The organism is Streptomyces clavifer, assembly GCF_036345975.1.
GTDB classification, from domain to species: domain Bacteria; phylum Actinomycetota; class Actinomycetes; order Streptomycetales; family Streptomycetaceae; genus Streptomyces; species Streptomyces clavifer.
This window is the reverse complement of record NZ_CP107793.1, coordinates 3,669,526-3,687,298: the sequence shown is the minus strand read 5'-3', so window position 1 is coordinate 3,687,298 and position 17,773 is coordinate 3,669,526. Positions and strand designations below refer to the sequence as shown.

Annotated in this window: 14 protein-coding genes; 7 read left to right on the top strand and 7 right to left on the bottom strand. The window is 72.1% G+C overall.

The window, feature by feature from the left end; translation table 11 throughout:
- Nucleotides 1-109 precede the first annotated feature (109 nt).
- The gene (locus tag OG927_RS15855) at nucleotides 110-2,215 is read right to left on the bottom strand and encodes a SpoIIE family protein phosphatase (protein ID WP_056793234.1); all 2,106 of its coding nucleotides are present in this window, start codon (nucleotides 2,213-2,215) and stop codon (nucleotides 110-112) included.
- A gap of 196 nt (nucleotides 2,216-2,411) precedes the next feature.
- On the opposite strand from OG927_RS15855, the gene aspS reads away from it, so the two are divergent.
- Together aspS and OG927_RS15845 are read left to right on the top strand one after the other, a co-directional pair.
- The gene (gene aspS / locus OG927_RS15850) at nucleotides 2,412-4,229 is read left to right on the top strand and encodes an aspartate--tRNA ligase (protein ID WP_056793235.1); all 1,818 of its coding nucleotides are present in this window, start codon (nucleotides 2,412-2,414) and stop codon (nucleotides 4,227-4,229) included.
- Between the two features lie 329 nt (nucleotides 4,230-4,558).
- Nucleotides 4,559-5,308 (top strand): L,D-transpeptidase family protein, encoded by a 750-nt coding sequence (locus OG927_RS15845; protein WP_056793236.1) that lies wholly within the window; start codon nucleotides 4,559-4,561, stop codon nucleotides 5,306-5,308.
- Nucleotides 5,309-5,386: 78 nt separating this feature from the next.
- Here the strand turns inward: OG927_RS15845 and metG are convergent, their stop codons facing one another.
- Complete coding sequence (gene metG / locus OG927_RS15840; protein ID WP_330320346.1) at nucleotides 5,387-7,000, bottom strand: methionine--tRNA ligase; 1,614 nt, start codon at nucleotides 6,998-7,000, stop codon at nucleotides 5,387-5,389.
- A gap of 147 nt (nucleotides 7,001-7,147) precedes the next feature.
- Between metG and OG927_RS15835 the strand changes: the two genes are divergently transcribed.
- Both OG927_RS15835 and OG927_RS15830 read left to right on the top strand, forming a co-directional pair.
- Nucleotides 7,148-7,801: a response regulator transcription factor gene (locus OG927_RS15835; RefSeq protein ID WP_056793587.1), complete on the top strand. Its 654-nt coding sequence runs from the start codon at nucleotides 7,148-7,150 to the stop codon at nucleotides 7,799-7,801.
- Entirely contained in the window at nucleotides 7,798-9,057 is a 1,260-nt protein-coding gene (locus OG927_RS15830; protein WP_056793238.1) for a sensor histidine kinase, read from the top strand. The genes OG927_RS15835 and OG927_RS15830 overlap by 4 nt, the downstream gene beginning before the upstream one ends.
- Here OG927_RS15830 and OG927_RS15825 read toward each other — a convergent pair.
- The gene (locus OG927_RS15825) at nucleotides 8,991-10,841 is read right to left on the bottom strand and encodes a VWA domain-containing protein (RefSeq protein ID WP_330320345.1); all 1,851 of its coding nucleotides are present in this window, start codon (nucleotides 10,839-10,841) and stop codon (nucleotides 8,991-8,993) included. The two genes, OG927_RS15830 and OG927_RS15825, sit on opposite strands and share 67 nt — an antisense overlap.
- A 293-nt stretch (nucleotides 10,842-11,134) precedes the next feature.
- On the opposite strand from OG927_RS15825, the gene OG927_RS15820 reads away from it, so the two are divergent.
- Nucleotides 11,135-13,195, top strand: coding sequence for a PhoX family protein (locus OG927_RS15820; RefSeq protein WP_056793240.1), 2,061 nt, complete (start codon nucleotides 11,135-11,137; stop codon nucleotides 13,193-13,195).
- 153 nt (nucleotides 13,196-13,348) lie between these two features.
- Complete coding sequence (locus OG927_RS15815) at nucleotides 13,349-13,753, top strand: RNA-binding S4 domain-containing protein (protein WP_056793241.1); 405 nt, start codon at nucleotides 13,349-13,351, stop codon at nucleotides 13,751-13,753.
- Between the two features lie 206 nt (nucleotides 13,754-13,959).
- Here the strand turns inward: OG927_RS15815 and OG927_RS15810 are convergent, their stop codons facing one another.
- The 4 genes from OG927_RS15810 to OG927_RS15795 all read right to left on the bottom strand — a co-directional run bounded on the left by OG927_RS15810 (nucleotide 13,960) and on the right by OG927_RS15795 (nucleotide 17,162).
- Nucleotides 13,960-14,205 (bottom strand): DUF2630 family protein, encoded by a 246-nt coding sequence (locus tag OG927_RS15810; RefSeq protein ID WP_056793242.1) that lies wholly within the window; start codon nucleotides 14,203-14,205, stop codon nucleotides 13,960-13,962.
- A gap of 50 nt (nucleotides 14,206-14,255) precedes the next feature.
- Nucleotides 14,256-15,197, bottom strand: a complete 942-nt coding sequence (locus OG927_RS15805) for an NADP-dependent oxidoreductase (RefSeq protein WP_209470192.1) — start codon at nucleotides 15,195-15,197, stop codon at nucleotides 14,256-14,258.
- Between the two features lie 77 nt (nucleotides 15,198-15,274).
- A complete protein-coding gene (locus OG927_RS15800; protein ID WP_209470193.1) occupies nucleotides 15,275-16,270 on the bottom strand; it encodes an endonuclease/exonuclease/phosphatase family protein in 996 nt (331 codons plus the stop codon).
- 25 nt (nucleotides 16,271-16,295) lie between these two features.
- Nucleotides 16,296-17,162, bottom strand: coding sequence for a hypothetical protein (locus OG927_RS15795; protein WP_056793245.1), 867 nt, complete (start codon nucleotides 17,160-17,162; stop codon nucleotides 16,296-16,298).
- Between the two features lie 131 nt (nucleotides 17,163-17,293).
- Here OG927_RS15795 and OG927_RS15790 point away from each other — a divergent pair, with 131 nt between their 5' ends.
- Nucleotides 17,294-17,698 carry a hypothetical protein gene (locus tag OG927_RS15790; protein ID WP_056793246.1) on the top strand — a complete coding sequence of 135 codons (405 nt, stop codon included), beginning with the start codon at nucleotides 17,294-17,296 and terminating at the stop codon, nucleotides 17,696-17,698.
- The last annotated feature ends 75 nt before the right edge of the window (nucleotides 17,699-17,773 follow it).

The following is a 17,773-nucleotide window of genomic DNA, read 5'->3' as shown; positions in this document are numbered from 1 at the left end:
CCGGGCCCCGGCACCGCCCGGGTGCTCGTGGGCGGGTCCCCCGGAGCTGTCGGGGTGCTCACGGGCCGGGCTCCGGTCCCGTACGGCCCTCACGGACCGCCATCGGGCTTCATGGGGTTCCGCCGGCGCCCAGCTCCGCCGGCTCCTCCGACTCGTACAGCTCGAACCAGATGGACTTCCCCTCCCCCTCCGGGTCCACCCCCCACGCGTCGGCGAGCATCTCCATCAGCATCAGTCCCCGGCCACTGGACGCCATCTCGCCGGGACGCCGCTTGTGGGGCAGTTCGTCGCTGGAGTCGCCGACCGCGACGCGCAGCCGCCGCTCGCCCCGCTCGCCGGTCACCTCCGCCACCAGCAGGGCGTCGCCGTCCGTGTGGACCAGCACGTTCGTGGCCATCTCGGACACCATCAGCACCGCCGCGTCGACCTGCTCCTCGTCCGGCCAGTCGTGCAGCAGCTCCCGCACCTGCTGGCGGCTCGCGGCGACCCGCTCGGGCTCCGCCTGGGCGATGGTCATCGCCGAACGGCGGCCCGGTGGCCTGCGGGAGCGCGGAGCCTCGCGGCGCAGGACGAGCACCGCGATGTCGTCCTCACGGCGGTCCACGAGCGGCCCGGTCGTGTAGTGCGAGCCGGGGCCGTGCACGGCCCCGACCAGGGTGTCGGCCAGCTTCTCCAGGTCCTCCACGGGCGTCTCCAGGATCGGCCGGAGCCTGGTCCAGCCGGTGGCCATGTCGTGCCCGCCGGTCTCGATGAGCCCGTCCGTGCACAGCATGATCGTCTCCCCGGGCCCGAGGACGACGCGGGTCGTCGGATAGTCGGCGTCCTTCTCGATGCCCAGGGGCAGCCCTCCCGCGGTCTGCCGGATGACCGCGGTGCCGTCGACGCCGATCACCACCGGGTCGGGGTGGCCCGCCCGGGCGATGTCGAGGGTGCCGGTGTCCGGGTCGGCCTCCGCGTACAGGCAGGTGGCGAAACGGGCCGCGTCCGGCCCGTCCTCGCCGTCGGTGAGCCCGGCCAGGAAACGTGAGGCGCGTGAGAGCACGGCGTCGGGTCGGTGCCCCTCGGCGGCGTAGGCCCGCAGGGCGATCCGCAACTGGCCCATCAGCCCGGCGGCCCGTACGTCGTGGCCCTGGACGTCACCGATGACCAGGGCGATCCGGCCGCTGGGGAGCGGGATCATGTCGTACCAGTCGCCACCGACCTGGAGCCCGCCGCCGGTCGGGACGTACCGGGCGGCCACCGTCAGCCCCGGCACCCCGGGGCCGAGGGACGGCATCATCGCCCTCTGGAGCCCCAGCGACAGCTCGCGCTCCGTCTCGGCCTCCCCGGCGCGGGTCAGCGCCTGCGCCAGCATCCGGGCCACCGTCGTCAGCACGGAGCGCTCGTCCGGCGAGAAGGCCACGCTGTGCCGGAATCCCGCCATCCAGGCGCCCATGGTGTGGCCGGAGGCGATCAGCGGCAGGAAGGCCCAGGAGCGGCGCCCGAAGGCCCTGGCGAGCGGCCAGGTGGCCGGGTAGCGGGAACGGTACGCCTCGGGGGACGGCAGATAGACCGGCTGCCCGGTCCGCACGACCTCGGCGGCCGGGTAGTCGGTGTCCAGCGGCATGTCGGTGAACGGTTTCTCGTCGCCCACGCTCTGCCCGTGGTGCCCGATGACCGTCAGACGCTCGCCGGTGATCCCGAAGACGGCCAGACCTTCGGGGGAGAACCCCGGCATGGAGAGCGACCCGGCGACCCGCAGCACCTCCTCGGTGGACCCGGCCTCGGCCAGTGCCCGCCCCGCGTCCAGCAGGAACGCCTCGCGCGACCGGCGCCAGTCACCCGTGACGGGAGTGTGTGCCGCGGAGGCCGCGGAGGGTTCGGCGACGTCCTGGAGGATGCCCACCAGCACGTACTCGTGGCGGCCCGGGGACTCGACGGCGACCGGCTTGGACCGGCTGCGCACCGTGCGCAGGACCGCGCCGTCCTCGTCCACGATCCGCATCCTGGCCTCGGCGACGATGCCCTCGGCGATCGCGAAGTTCACGACCCCGTCGATCTCGCTCCAGTCGGCCGGGTGGAAGCGTCCGCGCACGTCGTGCCCGTGGCAGGACACGGGCTCGGCGGGCAGGCCTACCAGCCGGGCCGCCTCGGCATCGAACGTGACGATGCCCGTGGAGCTGTCCCAGCTCCACAGTCCGGTTCCGATCGCAGCCAGGATCTCCTCGGTGCGCATTGCCCCACTTTAGGAAGATGTCCTCCGTCGACGCCACCGAGGGACGCCTGCAAGAAGCCCGTCCGGACCGTGCCTCCGGCTCCTCGTGACGGGCCCCGGAGGGCCGTGCGGCAGCAATGTCAATGAAGCGGTGCGCCTACGGGCGGTAGCCTGGGGTGTCAATCCGCCCCGAACCGCGAAGACTGGATGAACGACGATGCATCGGTACAGGTCCCACACCTGCGGCGAGCTCCGCGCCTCTGACGTCGGCACCGACGTCCGGCTGAGCGGCTGGCTGCACAATCGCCGAGACCTGGGCGGCATCCTCTTCATCGATCTGCGCGACCACTATGGTCTGGTGCAGCTCGTCGCCCGCCCCGGCACCCCCGGCAACGACGCCCTGGCGAAGCTGACCAAGGAGACCGTCGTCCGGATCGACGGCAAGGTCTCCGCGCGCGGAGCCGACAACGTCAACCCGGAGCTCTCGACCGGCGAGATCGAGATCGAGGTCACCGAGGTCGAGGTGCTGGGCGAGGCCGCCCCGCTGCCCTTCACGATCAACGCCGAGGACGGGGTCAACGAGGAGCGGCGCCTGGAGTACCGCTTCCTCGACCTGCGCCGCGAGCGCATGCACCGCAACATCATGCTGCGCTCGTCCGTCATCGCCTCCATCCGCTCCAAGATGGTGGCCCTCGGCTTCAACGAGATGGCGACCCCGATCCTCGCCGCGACGTCCCCCGAGGGCGCCCGCGACTTCGTGGTCCCCTCCCGCCTGAACCCGGGCAGGTTCTACGCGCTGCCGCAGGCGCCGCAGCAGTTCAAGCAGCTGCTGATGATCTCCGGATTCGACCGCTACTTCCAGATCGCGCCGTGCTTCCGTGACGAGGACGCCCGCGCCGACCGTTCGCCCGGCGAGTTCTACCAGCTCGACGTCGAGATGTCCTTCGTCGAGCAGGAGGACGTCTTCCAGCCGATCGAGAAGCTCATGACCGAGCTCTTCGAGGAGTTCGGCAACGGCCGCCCCGTCACCTCGCCGTTCCCGCGCATCCCGTTCCGCGAGTCGATGCTGAAGTACGGCAACGACAAGCCGGACCTGCGCGCCCAGCTGGAACTCGTCGACATCTCCGACATCTTCGCGGACTCGGAGTTCAAGGCCTTCGCCGGCAAGCACGTCCGCGCCCTTCCGGTGCCGGACACCGCGGGCCAGTCCCGGAAGTTCTTCGACGGCCTCGGCGCGTACGCGGTCGAGCACGGCGCCAAGGGCCTCGCCTGGGTCCGCGTCGGCGAGGACGGCGCGCTGGCGGGTCCGATCGCCAAGTTCCTCACCGAGACGGACGTCAAGACCCTCACCGAGCGGCTGTCCCTCGTCCCCGGCCACGCCGTCTTCTTCGGCGCCGGCGAGTTCGACGAGGTCTCCAAGATCATGTCCGTCGTCCGCGTCGAGGCCGCCAAGCGCGCCGGCCACTTCGAGGAGGGCGTCTTCCGCTTCTGCTGGATCGTCGACTTCCCGATGTACGAGAAGGACGAGGACACCGGGAAGATCGACTTCTCGCACAACCCGTTCTCCATGCCCCAGGGCGGCATGAAGGACCTGGAGGAGAAGGACCCGCTCGACATCCTGGCGTGGCAGTACGACATCGTCTGCAACGGCATCGAGCTGTCCTCCGGTGCCATCCGCAACCACGAGCCCGAGGTCATGCTGAAGGCCTTCGCGATCGCCGGCTACGAGGCCGAGACCGTCGAGAGGGAGTTCGCGGGCATGCTGCGCGCGTTCCGCCTCGGCGCACCGCCGCACGGTGGCATCGCCCCGGGCGTCGACCGCATCGTGATGCTGCTGGCCGACGAGCCCAACATCCGGGAGACGATCGCCTTCCCGCTCAACGGCAACGCCCAGGACCTGATGATGGGCGCCCCCAGCGAGCTGGACGAGACCCGCCTGCGCGAGCTGAACATCCAGCTCCGCAAGCCCGTCGCGTCGGCGAAGGAGAAGGCGGAGGCCAAGGACTCGGTGGCGAGGGACACCGGCGCGAAGTAGGCGTCGGCGGTTCCGCTTCGGTTCCACGTGAAACAGTCCCCGGCCGCCAGGCCGGGGACTGTTCTCGTACGCGCACCGGGTACGCACAGGAACGCACAGCTCACGCTCATGCTCCTGCCGGCCGGGCTGCCTGGTCTCCCCTCCCATGACTGAGAATCAGGGACCCGCGCACAAGAAGGACGTGCGTACGGACCACTGCGCGGACATCCGTGGACCCGGGCGCGGGGACGGGTACAGCCGGATGGCCCCGGTTCCGGTTCGGCGTTGCGGGGCCCGGCAATGACTGGCACCTAAGGAGACCGACCGCCCGTCACCGAGGAGTTCCGCCCGTGTCCCTCCCACGCCGCCCGCACGTCCTTCTCGTCGTGCTGTTCCTGCTGGTCATCGGCTGCTCCGCCGGTGCCGTGCAGTCCACGGCGCCCCGCGGTGCCGCCGGCCCCGAGTCCTCGGCCGCGGCGTCGCCCCCCGCGGAGCCCGTCCGCCCCCGGGAGATTCCGGGGCTGGGCCCGCTCGTGCGGGCGGAGATCCCTGCGACCGCCCGGCAGGCCGTCGTGGTGACCGGGGAGGGCCCCGACACCAATCTCTCCTCGGCCGTGCTCTACACCCGTGACGATCCCGCACTCGGCTGGAGACCGGAGGCCGGCCCCTGGCCCGCCCACAACGGCAGGGAGGGCTGGACCGACCACCATGTCGCGGGCGACCTCAGGTCACCCGTCGGCGTCTTCGGCCTCACCGACGCGGGCGGCCGGCTGCCCGACCCCGGAGCGCTGCTCCCGTACGACGAGCAGTCGCGCTTCGCGGTGAGCGGCGAGGGCTTCTACGGGGAGCCTCTGGAGGGGTCCTTCGACTACGTCGTCGCCATCAACTACAACCGGACACCGGGCACGACCCCCCTGGACCGCACCCGGCCGCTCGGCGGGGAGAGGGGTGGCGGCATCTGGATCCATGTGGACCACGGCGGCCCGACCCAGGGCTGTGTCTCGCTTCCCGAGGAGCGGATGAAGGAGCTCCTGCGCCTCCTGGACCCGGTGAAGTACCCCGTGATCGTGATGGGGGACGCCGCGGCCCTGAGCAGGTGAGCCCGGGCACGAGAGCCCGGTACGCACGAGAGCCCGGGGCCGATGGGCGGCCCCGGGCTCCCTGCTGCCTACGAGGGCTTACGCGGGCTTCTCCTCCAGGCGCGGGAACAGGACCGCGCCCTTCGTCACCGTCGTCCCGACGGGCAGCCGGCCCCAGTCGCCCGCGTCCTGCACCCGCTGGTCGGCCAGGGCTCCGAGGGACGCCTCGGCGCCCAGGGACTCCCACAGCTTCTGCGAGGTGTCCGGCAGCACGGAGTTCAGCAGGACCGCGACACCGCGCAGCGACTCGGCGGCCGTGTACAGGATGGTCGCGAGACGGGCCTGGCCCTCGGGCGACTCGTCCTTGGCGACCTTCCACGGCTCCTGCTCCGTGATGTAGCCGTTGACCTGCTTCACGAACTCGAAGATCGCCAGGATGCCGCCCTGGAAGTCCAGCTCCTCGCCGATCTTCCGATCGGCCGTGTCGACCGCCTTGGCCAGGCCCTCCTGGACCGCGGACTCGGCGTCACCGGCGGCCGTGGCCTCCGGGAGCGCGCCGCCGAAGTACTTGCCGACCATGGCCGCGACGCGCGAGGCGAGGTTGCCGTAGTCGTTGGCGAGCTCGGAGGTGTAGCGGGCGCTGAAGTCCTCCCAGGAGAAGGACCCGTCACTGCCGAAGGCGATGGCCCGCAGGAAGTACCAGCGGTACGCGTCCACACCGAAGTGCGAGGTCAGGTCCTGCGGCTTGATGCCGGTCAGATTCGACTTCGACATCTTCTCGCCGCCGACCATCAGCCAGCCGTTGGCCGCGATCCGGCCGGGCACCGGCAGCCCCTGCGCCATGAGCATGGCCGGCCAGATCACCGCGTGGAAGCGCAGGATGTCCTTGCCGACCAGGTGCACGTTCGCCGGGAAGGTCTCGTCGAACTTCTCCTGGTTGGCGCCGTAGCCGACGGCCGTCGCGTAGTTGAGCAGGGCGTCGACCCACACGTAGATGACGTGCTTCTCGTCCCACGGCACCGGGACACCCCAGTCGAACGTGGAGCGCGAGATCGACAGGTCCTGCAGGCCCTGGGTGACGAAGTTGACGACCTCGTTGCGGGCCGACTCGGGCTGGATGAAGCCGGGGTTGGCCGCGTAGAACTCGAGCAGCTTCGGGCCGTACTCGCTCAGCTTGAAGAAGTAGTTCTCCTCCTTGAGGAGCTCCACCGGCTTCTTGTGGATCGGGCAGAGCTTCGTGCCGTCCTCGGACTCGATCAGGTCGCCGGGGAGCTTGTACTCCTCGCAGCCCACGCAGTACGGGCCTTCGTACCCGCCCTTGTAGATCTGGTCCTTGTCGTACAGGTCCTGCACGAACTCCTGCACACGGTCCGTGTGCCGCTTCTCCGTCGTGCGGATGAAGTCGTCGTTCGCGATGTTCAGGTGCTCCCAGAGGGGCTTCCAGGCCTCCTCGACGAGCTTGTCGCACCAGGCCTGAGGGGTGACGTCGTTCGCCTCGGCCGTGCGCATGATCTTCTGACCGTGCTCGTCCGTGCCGGTGAGGTACCACACCTTCTCGCCGCGCTGGCGGTGCCAGCGGGTGAGCACGTCGCCTGCGACGGTCGTGTAGGCGTGCCCCAGGTGAGGAGCGTCGTTGACGTAGTAAATGGGGGTCGATACGTAGAAACTCTTCACGCCGTCGCCCCCTTGCTTCTCGGATCCAGTGGCCGCCATGGTCGAAATCCTAACGGCCCGTGGGGGATCCACTCGCATCGATGAGCGCGGCCTTCCGCCCGGAGAGCTTTGCGAAACATCCCTTCCCGTACCAAAGACGCATCCTGGGAGGAGTGGGCACGCGTGCACGAGGCGGGAGACAACACGATGCGGGTACTGGTCGCCGAGGACGAGGAGATCCTGGCGGAGCTGGTGGCGACCGGGCTGCGGCGGGCCGGGTTCGCCGTCGACACCGTGTACAGCGGGGACGCGGCCCTCGCCTATCTGGGGCTGCACGACTACGACGTCGTCGTCCTGGACCGGGACCTGCCCCGGGTGCACGGCGACGACGTGGCCCGCAGGCTCGTGTCCTCCGGCTCCCGGACGAGGATCCTCATGCTCACCGCGTCCGGGACGATGGAGGACCGGGTGGAGGGGCTCGATCTGGGCGCCGACGACTATGTGAGCAAGCCCTTCGAATTCCCCGAGCTGGTGTCCCGGGTGCGCGCGCTGCGCAGGCGCAGCGCCCGTCCCGTGCCGCCCCAGCTGGAACGGCACGGCATCCGGCTCGACAGCGTGCGGCGGGCCGCGACGCGGGACGGGCGCGACCTCGACCTGTCCCCGAAGGAGTTCACGGTGCTGCAGCTGCTGCTGGAGGCCGACGGGGGGACGGTCAGCGCCGAGGAGCTGCTGGAGCGGGCCTGGGACGCGAACGCCGACCCGTTCACGGGGGCCGTGCGCGTCTGCATGAGCAAGCTGCGGGCCAAGCTCGGGGAGCCGGCGCTCATCCGCACGGTGCAGGGTGTGGGGTACGCCCTGTGAGGCGGTTGTCGGAGCTGCTGCGGGCCACCGGGGCGTCGCACGTCCGGCACTCGACGATCCGGATGCGGATCGCCCTCGTGTACGGCGGGGTGTTCCTGGTCCTCGGGACGGCCCTGCTCGTCACGGTCAATCTGGCGTCCCGGGCCGGCACCGACTCGCAGGCACGGGCCATCGCCACGTCCGCCGCGGTCGCCCAGCCGGGCTTCGCGGTCAACGGACCGCTGCACACCCGGGGCCGTCTCGGTCCGCCCACGGTCTACGACGTCACCGACGAGGTGAGCGACGCCGCGAGCCGGGAGCTCCTGTACTGGTCGGCCGCCGCGCTCCTCGTGATGACGGGGTGCGCCGTGGGGGTGGGCTGGTGGACCGCGGGGCGGGTGCTGCGGCCCGTCCACGTGATGACGGCGAAGGCCCGCCGGCTCTCCGAGCACACCCTGCACGAGCGGATCGCGTCCAGCGGTCCGGACGACGAGCTGAAGGAGCTCGGCGAGACGCTGGACGCGCTGCTGGGCCGGCTGGAGAAGGCCTTCGACAGCCAGCGCCGGTTCATCGCCAACGCCTCGCACGAACTGAGGACACCGCTGGCCACTCAGCGGGCGGCGATCCAGGTGGGACTCGACGACCCGTCCCCGGAGGACCTCGTGCGGACCCGGCAGACACTGCTGGACAACAACCGGCGCAGCGAGCGGCTCATCGAGGGGCTGCTCGTGCTGGCGCGCAGCGAGCGTGGGCTGGCGAAGGGCGAACGCGAGGAGGTCGACCTCGCCCAGGTGGTGGCGGAGGAGACCGCGCGGCCGACGGCGGCTGCGGAACGGCCGCTGCCGCGTCCGGAGATCACGGTCGGGACCGCTCCCTGCACCGTACGGGGGAACCGGCAGCTGCTCGCGCAGCTGGTCGGGAACCTGCTGTCCAACGCGGTCCGGTACAACGTGCCCGGCGGCCGTGTCCAGGTGTCGCTCACCTCGGACGGCGCGCTGGTGGTCCGGAACACCGGCCCGGTGGTGGACGGGGCGGACATCGCGGAGTTCTTCCAGCCGTTCCGGCGCGGCGAGGGGCGGGACCGGATGGGCCAGGGGTCGGGACTCGGGCTATCGATCGTACGTTCTATTGCCGTGGCTCACGGCGGTACGGTCACGGCGGTACCCGGCCCCGAGGGCGGGCTCGCCGTGACCGTACGCCTGCCGGTGGATCAGTCCTCGGCGACGACTCCGCGGGCGGCGGCCCAGGCGGGCAGCCCGGCGAGCACCTCCCGGTAGAACGCGGCGTCCGGGACCTCGCGGGGGGCGGGGCCGGCGTGGAAGAACCCGGCGTTCCGGACGTCCAGCCTGCGCAGGAAGTCGAAGCCCTTCGCGTCCTCCTCGCCGAACGCGACGAACTGGAAGAACAGCGGCAGCCGTGCCGCGTCCGTGAGGGCCTGCTTGGCCGCCTGCTTGGCGTCCGGCGCGCCGTCCGTCTGGAAGATCACGAGCGCCGGACCCGCGGCCTCGGACTTCTCGTAGTGCGCGACGATCTCCTCGACGGCCCGGTGGTAGTTGGTGCGTCCGAGCCGGCCGAGGCCCGCGTGCAGCTCGTCGATCCGGCCCTCGTGGGCGGTGAGGTCGATCGCCCCGGTGCCGTCGATGTCGGTCGAGAAGAAGACGACGGGCACGGTGGCGTTCGCGTCCAGGTGCGCGGCGAGCGCCAGGGTGCGGTCGCCGAGGTGCTGGGCGCTGCCGTCCTTGTAGAACGGCCGCATGGACCCGGACCGGTCGAGCACCAGGTACACGGTGGCCCGCAGCCCGGTCAGCCCGTGCGCCTTGAGTCCGGCCTGTGCCGCCTTGTAGGGGGCGACGAGGCCGGGCGCGGTGGCCTTGACCCGGGCGAGGGAGGTGGCGGGCCTACCGGCCGGGACGGCCGGGGCCACCGGTTCGAGGGTGACCGGCGCGACGGTGATCTGCGGGGCGTCCGACTCGGCGGCGACCGGCTCGGCGGCGACCGGCTCGGGGACGGCCGGTGCGGGGATGGCCGGTGCGGCCTCCGGGCGGGGGGTGACCGGTGCGACGGCGATCGGTGCGGTTTCCGGCTCGGAGGTGACCGGTGCGGCCTCGGCCACGACGGCGGCCTGTACGGCCTCCGGCGCAGGGGTGACCGGTGTGGCCTCGGCGACCGGTACGACCTCCGGCTCCGGTGCGGTCTCCGCAGCCTCGGGGGCCTCGGTCCCCGGAGTGGTGTCCGGCGCGGGCGCCGTCTCCTCTCCGGCCGGTGCCGCATCGGCGGGAGCCTCCGCGACCGCGGGGGCGACCGGTGCGACCTCCGCGACGGGCTCCGCGACGGGCTCCGCCTCGGTGGCGACGGGCTCGGGCGCCGCGACCACAGTGGGCTCGACGGTGGCGGGCGCCGCCTCCGCGACGGGCTCGGCCTCGGCGACCGGCTCCGCAGCCACCACGGGCTCGACGACGGGCGCGGCGGTTACCGGCTCCGCCTCCGCGACGGGTTCCGTCTCGGCGGCCGGTTCGGCGGCGACGGGCTCGGCTTCCGCGACCGGAGCGGGCTCGACGACGGGCGCGGCGGTGACCGGCTCGACCTCGGGGGCGGCAACGGGCACCGCTGCCGCCGCCGGCTCCAGGTCGATGTCGATCGTGAGGGGTGATGCGGCGGCCGGCTCCGGCTCGACCGCGGGGGCCGGCTCCGGCTCGACCGCGGCATCCGTGGCCTCCTGGGCCCGCTTGGCGTCGGGGTCCGACCCCTGGGCCGGAACCGTCGGCGTGACCGGGGAGGCGGACGCGGACGCGGACGTGGCGGCCGCCGTGTCGAAGGCTGCCGCCACCAGGTCCGAGGCCGGTCCGTCCTCACCGTCGGTGGTGGCGGTGGCGGACCGGGCCGACGAGGGGGAGGCCGGGGCCGGTACCGAGGCCTTCGCGGGCTCGGACGCCGAAGTGGTGGTCTCCGGCTCCGGCTCCGTGGGCTGGGTGCGCTCGGCCTGGGGCGGGACGGTGGCCGTGGTCGGCTCGTCCTGCTCCGTGCGGCCGAACACCTTGCGCAGCAAGCTCCGAATGCCCATGGGCGAGGCCTTTCGCATGAGTTGGGTGCGATTAATGTCCGTACTGCGGGAATTGATCCCTGGCCAGGGCGGATACGTAAGGTTAGCGGCCGGATCCGGCCGTTCGGCGGTGCGGCCCGCCCTTGCGCCAACCGAGCTCCAACCGAGTTCCATCCGAGTCCCGCGCCGGCACCGGAACAGGGCCGAGGAAGCAGCGGTGGCCGGGACTTCACCCTCTGTTCACCGGCAGTCCCACGTGCCGCGTGAATGCGCACCTACCGTCACGCAGGACACACAGACGGAGGGACGACAACGTGCGCAACCTGCTGCCGCTCATCAGCTCGCACCCGGGCGGGCGCTCTGCGCTGACCTGCCGCTACCGCTGCGGAGACGCCTGCTTCAACGAGGTACCGAACACCAGCGACAACGAGTACGCCGGCGACATCATCGCCGGTGCCCTGTCACGCCGGTCGATGATGCGCGCCGCCGCGGTGGTGACGGTCGCCGCCGCAGCCGGAACCGCCGCTCTCACCGGCCCCGGTGCTCCGCAGGCCGAGGCCGCGCCGCTCGCCGGCCACCCCGGCAGGAAGCCGAAGCCCACTCCTCCGGGCGCACGTGGTCTGCGCTTCACGCCTGTGGCGCCGAACAAGGACGACAAGGTCACCGTCCCCGACGGGTACGGCCAGAACATCGTGATCCGCTGGGGCGAACCGATCCTGCGCGGTGCGCCCGCCTTCAACCCGGACAAGCAGTCGGCGAAGGCGCAGGCGGGTCAGTTCGGTTACAACAACGACTTCCTCTCGCTGCTCCCGCTGCGCGGCGAGCGCGGCCGCCAGGTGCTGGTCGCCAACCACGAGTACACGGACGAGATCCTGATGTTCCGTGGATACGATCCGGCCAATCCGACCCGCGAGCAGGTCGAGATCGCCTGGGCCGCGCACGGACTCTCCGTGGTCGTCGTCCAGGAGGAGAGCCGTACCGGCAAGCTCGGCCCGGTCAACCGCCACCCGCTGAACCGACGCCTCACCGCGACCAGCGAGTTCGAGGTCACCGGCCCGGCCGCGGGCGGCGCGCTGCTCCGTACCTCCGCCGACCGCACCGGCCGCAAGGTGCTCGGCACCCTCAACAACTGCGCGGGCGGCACGACCCCGTGGGGCACCACGCTGCACGGCGAGGAGAACTTCAACCAGTACTTCGCCAACGGCTCCCGTGACACCGACAAGCGCTACGGCATCGGAACGGCCGGTACCGAGCGCAAGTGGGAGCGCTTCGACAAGCGCTTCGACCTGGCGCAGGAGCCCAACGAGGCGCACCGCTTCGGGTGGGTCGTCGAACTCGACCCGTACGACCCCGAGTCCACGCCCCGCAAACGCACCGCGCTCGGCCGCTTCAAGCACGAGGCCGCGGAGCCCCGGCTGACCGCGGACGGCCGCCCCGTCGTCTACATGGGCGACGACGAGCGGTTCGACTACCTGTACAAGTTCGTCTCCAGCAAGCAGATGAAGAAGGGCAGCTCGCGGGCCGCCCGTGAGCACAACCTGACGCTGCTGGACGAGGGCACGCTGTACGTCGCCAAGCTGACCGGCGACTCCCCGGCCGCGGAGTTCGACGGCTCGGGCAAGCTCCCCTCCGACGGTGAGTTCGACGGCAGCGGCGTGTGGATCCCGCTCGCGACCGGCACCACCTCGCACGTGCCCGGCATGACCGCCGAGGAGGTGTACGTCTTCACGCGCGTCGCCGGTGACAAGGTCGGCGCCACGAAGATGGACCGTCCCGAGGACGTCGAGCCGTCGCCGCGCACCGGCCGTGTCTATGTGGCCCTCACCAACAACACCGACCGCGGCAAGGCGGGCAAGCCCGGCGCCGACGAGGCCAACCCCCGCAACGCCAACAAGCACGGGCAGATCCTCGAGCTCGCGGAGAACTGGGACGACGCGGCGGGCGACGGGTTCGCCTGGCGGCTGTTCCTCGTCGCGGGTGACCCGAACGATCCGGCGACGTACTTCGCGGGATTCCCCAAGGAGAAGGTCAGTCCCATCTCCTGCCCGGACAACGTGGCCTTCGATGACCACGGCAACCTGTGGATCTCCACGGACGGAGCCCAGCTCGGTTCGCACGACGGCCTGTTCGGCGTCGCGACGCAGGGCGAACGGCGGGGTGAGCTGAAGCAGTTCCTGACCGTGCCGTCCGGTGCCGAGACGTGCGGCCCGGTGATCCAGGACCGCCGTGTCCTGGTGGCCGTGCAGCACCCGGGCGAGATCGACGGCGCCTCCGTCGAGAAGCCGGCGAGCACCTGGCCGGACGGCCCCGGGAAGATCGTCCGCCCTTCGGTCGTCGCCGTCTGGCGCAAGGACGGCAGCGACATCGGCGTCTGATCCCGGAGCGCGTGAAGGCGCCCTGCCACCACGGCACCGGGCCCGTGCCCCTGCGGCGCGGGCCCGGTGCCCGTCGTCCACCGACGACGGCCCCGGAGGGCGAGCAGGAAATCCGTCCCCGTCCGGGCACCTCACCGGACTAGAGTCGGGTCCATGGTTTCCGGTGAGGCGCCGCAGGCGGAGGGAAGCGTCCGGGTCGACGTCTGGATCTGGTCGGTCCGGCTGACCAAGACCCGGTCGCAGGCGGCTGCCGCCTGCCGGGCAGGTCATGTGCGGGTCAACGGCGAGCGGGCCAAGCCCGCTCAGGCGCTGCACAGGGGCGACGAGGTGCGGCTCCGGCATGCGGGCCGGGACCGGATCGTGGTCGTGTCGAAGATCGTGAAGAAGCGCGTCGGGCCGCCGGTCGCCGTGGAGTGCTTCGTCGACAACAGCCCGCCCCCGCCGCCCCGCGAGGCCGCGGTCCAGGTCCCGGTCCGCGACCGGGGCACGGGCCGCCCGACCAAACGCGACCGCCGTGAGATGGAACGGCTCCAGAGCAGGGGCCCGGACCCCTCCTGAGCCCGGGGCATGACCCTTCCCCGGGGCGACCCGCGACTCCCCCGGAAACGACGTCGCCCAGCGTGCGGAGCCCTTTCGCGCGGCGCCCCTTTGCGCGGTCACCCTCGCGCGGATCCCTTTCGCGCGGAGCCCCCCGGAAGTCATCCCCTCCCTGAAGGGCTGCTCCCGACGGGCCTACAGGAGCGGGATTCCCCGGAGCCTGCTCCTCACCCCTGGTAGCCCTCCACCTCGTCGGCGGGCCGCACCTCGGCCAGCGACGGGTCGTCGCCGAATTCGCTGAGCGCGCGCCGCTGCCGCAGCAGGTCCCAGCACTGGTCGAGCCGGATCTCCACCTCTCGCAGTCGCGACCGCTCCTCGGCGGAGAGTCCGGGTTCCGCGGCCGAGCGGGCGCGCAGGGCGCGCTCCTCGGAGACCAGCCCGCCGATGTCCTCGAAGATGTCCTGTTCGCCCATGGCGTTTCTCCTGCTCCCACTCCGGGACGACGCGCGCCGGACGGCGTGCGTCAGATGACGAGGACGGTCTTGCCGCGCGCCCCGCCCGCACGGTTCTGGGCGAGTGCCTGCGGGGCCTTCTCCAGCGGGAGCTCGATGTCGATGGGCACACTCAGCTCCCCTCGCACGGCTCCCGCGGCAAGTGCGTCGAGCAATTCGCCGGACGGGGTGAGCCGGAAGTCCACCCAGGCGACACCCGCCGGGGCGGCGACCCCGCGGGTGGTGACGGCGACACCGCCGTCCCGCACCAGGGCCGTGTGCGCGGCGAACTCGGCGGGGTGGGTGGAGACCAGGTCGACGAGTGCGTCGACGCCCTCCGGATACAGGCCCGCCACCGCCGCTTCCAGTGCGCCGGGGCCGGAGGTCGTGTCCACGGTGACCGCCGCGCCGAGCGCACCCATCCGCCGCTTCTCGTCGCCCCGCACCGCCGCGACGACACCGATGGAGCGGGCCGCAGCGAGCTGGGTCAGGAAGCTGCCGACCCCGCCCGCGGCACCGATGATCAGCAGGCTCCTGCCGCTGCGGACCGCGGTGCTTCCCAGGATCTGGGCCGCGGTGGTCCCGGCGGACGGGAGCGCCGCCGCGGTCCTGAGCGGCAGGTCGCGCGGCACCAGGGCGATCGGGGAGTCCTGCGGTACGCACACGTATTCGCCGTACGCGCCGCAGCGCCCCACCGGCGGGTCCGTCACCCGGCCGAACACCGGGTCGCCGACCCGGAAGCGGTTGTCGCCGCTGCCGATCATGTCCACCCGGCCCGCGAAGTCGGTGCCGAGGATCAGCGGGAAGGCGTGCGGAGCGACGCCGTCCAGGGCGCCGTCCGCGGTCTGCCAGTCGAGCGGGTTCAGGGCCGCGTACTCCACCTTCACCCGCACGGCGCCCCCGGCGGGATCAGGTTTCGGCACCTCGACGAGACAGGGCTCCGCACAGAACGTGCTGACAGCGATGGCTCGCATACGGCCGGCCTCTCAGTCGCCCCCCTGCTCTCACGGATCCCACTCTCACCCGGTCCACGCGACCGCGCACGTCGGGGTCACGCTCCGTGCAGCGCCAGCGAGACGAGCAGTGCGCGGTGGTCGGTTCCGCTCAGCCCGAGGAAGCGGGCGGACCGTACGGAGAAGTCGTCACTGACCAGGACGTGGTCGATCTGGGTGCGCAGGGGCGTAGCGCGGTCGGCCGGCCAGGAGTAGGTGCGGGACCGCCCGGCGATCCGGGCGCTGTCGTGGAGACCGCCCGCGTCGAGCACGGCCCGGAAGGCCGCGTGGTCCTGCGAGGCGTTGAAGTCGCCCGCGAGCAGGACCGGCTGCCCCTTCGTCCCGGCCGCGAAGTCCTGGATCCGGCCGAGTTCGGCCCGCCAGCCGTCGACCCCGTCGGGAATCGGCGGCAGCGGGTGGGCGAGCTGCAGCCGGACGTCCTTCCCGGCGATGGCGGCCACCGCGCCAGGCATCGCCATCACCCCGGCGACGGGCTCGGCGGTGCGCAGCGGATGGCGGCTGAGCAGGGCGGATCCGAGCGAACCGTCGAGCCGGACGACCTCGCGGTACGGGTACGCGGCCTGCGGGATCCGGGCGTCGAGGGCGTCCGAGCAGAGCAGATCACACTCCTGTACGAAGACGATGTCGGGCTGCTCGCGGTCGACGGTGCTGATCAGCGCGTCGGTGGCGTCGCCGAATTCCACGTTGGAGGTGAGGACGCGCAGCTCGGCGACGACCGGCCCGTGCGCACCCGTCGTCGCGGGGCCGTAGGGCCGGCAGAACCAGCCGGTGAGCGCGAGTGCCACGAGGGCCCACACCAGGCCCGCACGCCACCGGGCCAGACCCGCGAGGAGGAGGGCGACGCCGCCGGGGACGAGGAGCCAGGGCAGGAAGGCGAGGGCCTGGGGGAAGGGCGTCGGTCCGTCGCTGTCCAGGGCGCGGAAGCCGAGCACGGACGTGACGCCCGCCAGCAGGAGGGCGGCGCTCCACAGGGCCACGCCGCGCGGCCGGGCACCGGTCTCCCCGGGCGTCGTGATGGTGTTGGTCCCCGGCACGGGCCGATCCCCCTCCTCCTGCCGCCTACCGCCCCATCGTCCTCCGTGCCGTCAGGATCCGTCCCGCCACCCCGCCGATCACCAGGACCGCCCCGGCCAGGAGCACGATCCACGCCGTCGTCCGCAGCGAGGCGGTCAGCGCGTCGTACACAGCGGCGGCCCCGTCCCGGTCGCTGCCCGGCACCTGGTCCAGCACCCGGGAACGCCCCGTCGCGACCAGGACGCGCAGCACGATCGAGCCGAGCACGAACCCGCCCCCCACCACGGCGGCGGCGCCCAGCGCGGCCCTCGCCCCGCCCCGTACGAGCGCGAGACCCGGGACCAGGAGGAGGAGCACCACCGTGCCGACGGCCGGCCAGACGCTGCAGTACCTCAGCCATTGGAACGATGTGCGCAGTTCGTCCGCGCGGTCGGCGGAGAGCACGGTGATCGAGGTGTCCCGGACCGGGATCAGTCCGGCGAAGGGCACACCGTCGCTGATCAGCTCCCGCTTGACCTCCTCGATCACCGGTGCGAGCTCGATGGTCACGGCCTGCCCGCTCTCGCCGTGCAGCGCGGCGGTCACGGCCTCGTGCGCCGTCCGGTTCGCGGTGTCCCAGGCCCGCTGGAAGGCCTCGGTCGTGGTGAACGACTGCGCGGTCTCCCGCAGGAACTGCGCGACGGTCTCCTGGAGCGGGCCGACGTCGATGTTCTTCAGGGCCTCGTCGGTGATCACCGACGCGACGGTGTTCCGCACGTCGGGGTCGGAGGCCAGCGGCGAGACGGCCGCGAGGTACCGGTCCGCGTCGTCGAGCTCCAGGTCGACCCAGGCGGAGAGCGCGCTCACCGGGACCAGCACGGTGAGCAGCACGAGCAGTACCGCCGAGAAAGCCGCTGAGAGAGAGGTCCGCACGGCACCCAGCCAATCCCGTACGGCGGCGGGGCGCTCCGGGCCGTACGCTGTTCGAGTTGCCGGGCGGCGCGGCCGGGTGTGCTCTGGAGAAACGGACCGACGGACGGGGGCGAGGGAAGGAGCTGTCCGACATGGTCACTCACGCAACGATGCCGGTGCGTCGGCGGAGCCGTGCACCGGCACGGCAGGGACACAGTGCGCTGGGGTGGGCGCTTCCCCTCACCCTGGGCGTGATCCTCGGATTCTGGGCCTTCTTCATCCGCCGGGACGGCGGAACGACCACCGGCGGGCAGATCTGGCTGGGCGTCGTCTCCGGGGTGGCCTTCGCCGCCCTCTGTTTCCTTCTGGGCCGGACGCAACGCGCCCTGCCGCGTGAACTGCGGGCGGCGGCGTACGGCGCGCTGGCCGGGGGCGCGGTCGGCTACCTGCACAGCCTCAACGGCAGCAGCGTGCTGATGTCGAGCGTGATCGGCCTGGCGGTCGGAGCGGGGATGCTGCTCTCCGCGTTCTATCTCTTCTACACACGCGAGGAGTGAGCGCCGCGCTCATGTGCAGGGACGGGCGGTCGACAGCGCGGGCCGGTGAAGGCCTTCGGCGACAACCGTGCGGTG